The 672-nt window shown below is 43.0% G+C and carries 1 protein-coding gene; it reads left to right on the plus strand.

All coding sequences use genetic code 11. The features are described 5' to 3' along the window. Positions 1 to 672, plus strand: a 672-nt coding sequence (locus L2748_RS24280; RefSeq protein WP_220783690.1) for an IS3 family transposase, incomplete at both ends; no start/stop codon positions are given.

The raw sequence follows: 672 nt of genomic DNA on the forward strand, positions 1-672 counted from the left end.
CGGAGCTAGAACCATTGCAAGTATAGCTACCGAACGAGAATTTCCCTTAAGCCGATATCGGGCTGCTAAACTGATGAAAAAGCTGGAATTGGTCAGTTGTCAACACGCTAAACACGCCTATAAAAAAGGTGGTGGTGAGCACATTGACACACCCAATCACCTCGATAGGCAATTTGCAGTGACTGAGCCTAACTTAGTTTGGTGTGGGGATGTTACCTATATTTGGACTGGAAAGCGTTGGTCATATTTGGCAGTGGTTATCGATTTGTTTTCAAGAAAACCAATTGGTTGGGCAATGTCTAACTCGCCAGATTCAGAGCTAACATGTAAAGCTCTTATGATGGCATTTGAGTCTCGTGGAAGACCAAAAGGTGTTATGTTTCACTCCGATCAAGGCTGTCATTATACGAGTAAGAAGTTCAGGCAGCGATTGTGGCGATATAGAATTAAACAAAGTATGAGCCGTCGAGGAAATTGTTGGGATAACGCGCCAATGGAGCGATTTTTCAGAAGCTTTAAATCAGAGTGGATGCCAACGACAGGATACGATTCGTTTGAAGCTGCTAAACATGCAGTGATCCATTATGTAGTCGGATATTACAGTGAGATAAGGCCCCATAGTTATAATGGCGGCTTGACCCCAAATGAATCTGAACGAAGATTTTGGAATAC

The sequence above is a fragment of the Shewanella sairae genome, from assembly GCF_023283535.1.
Lineage (GTDB): Bacteria > Pseudomonadota > Gammaproteobacteria > Enterobacterales > Shewanellaceae > Shewanella > Shewanella sairae.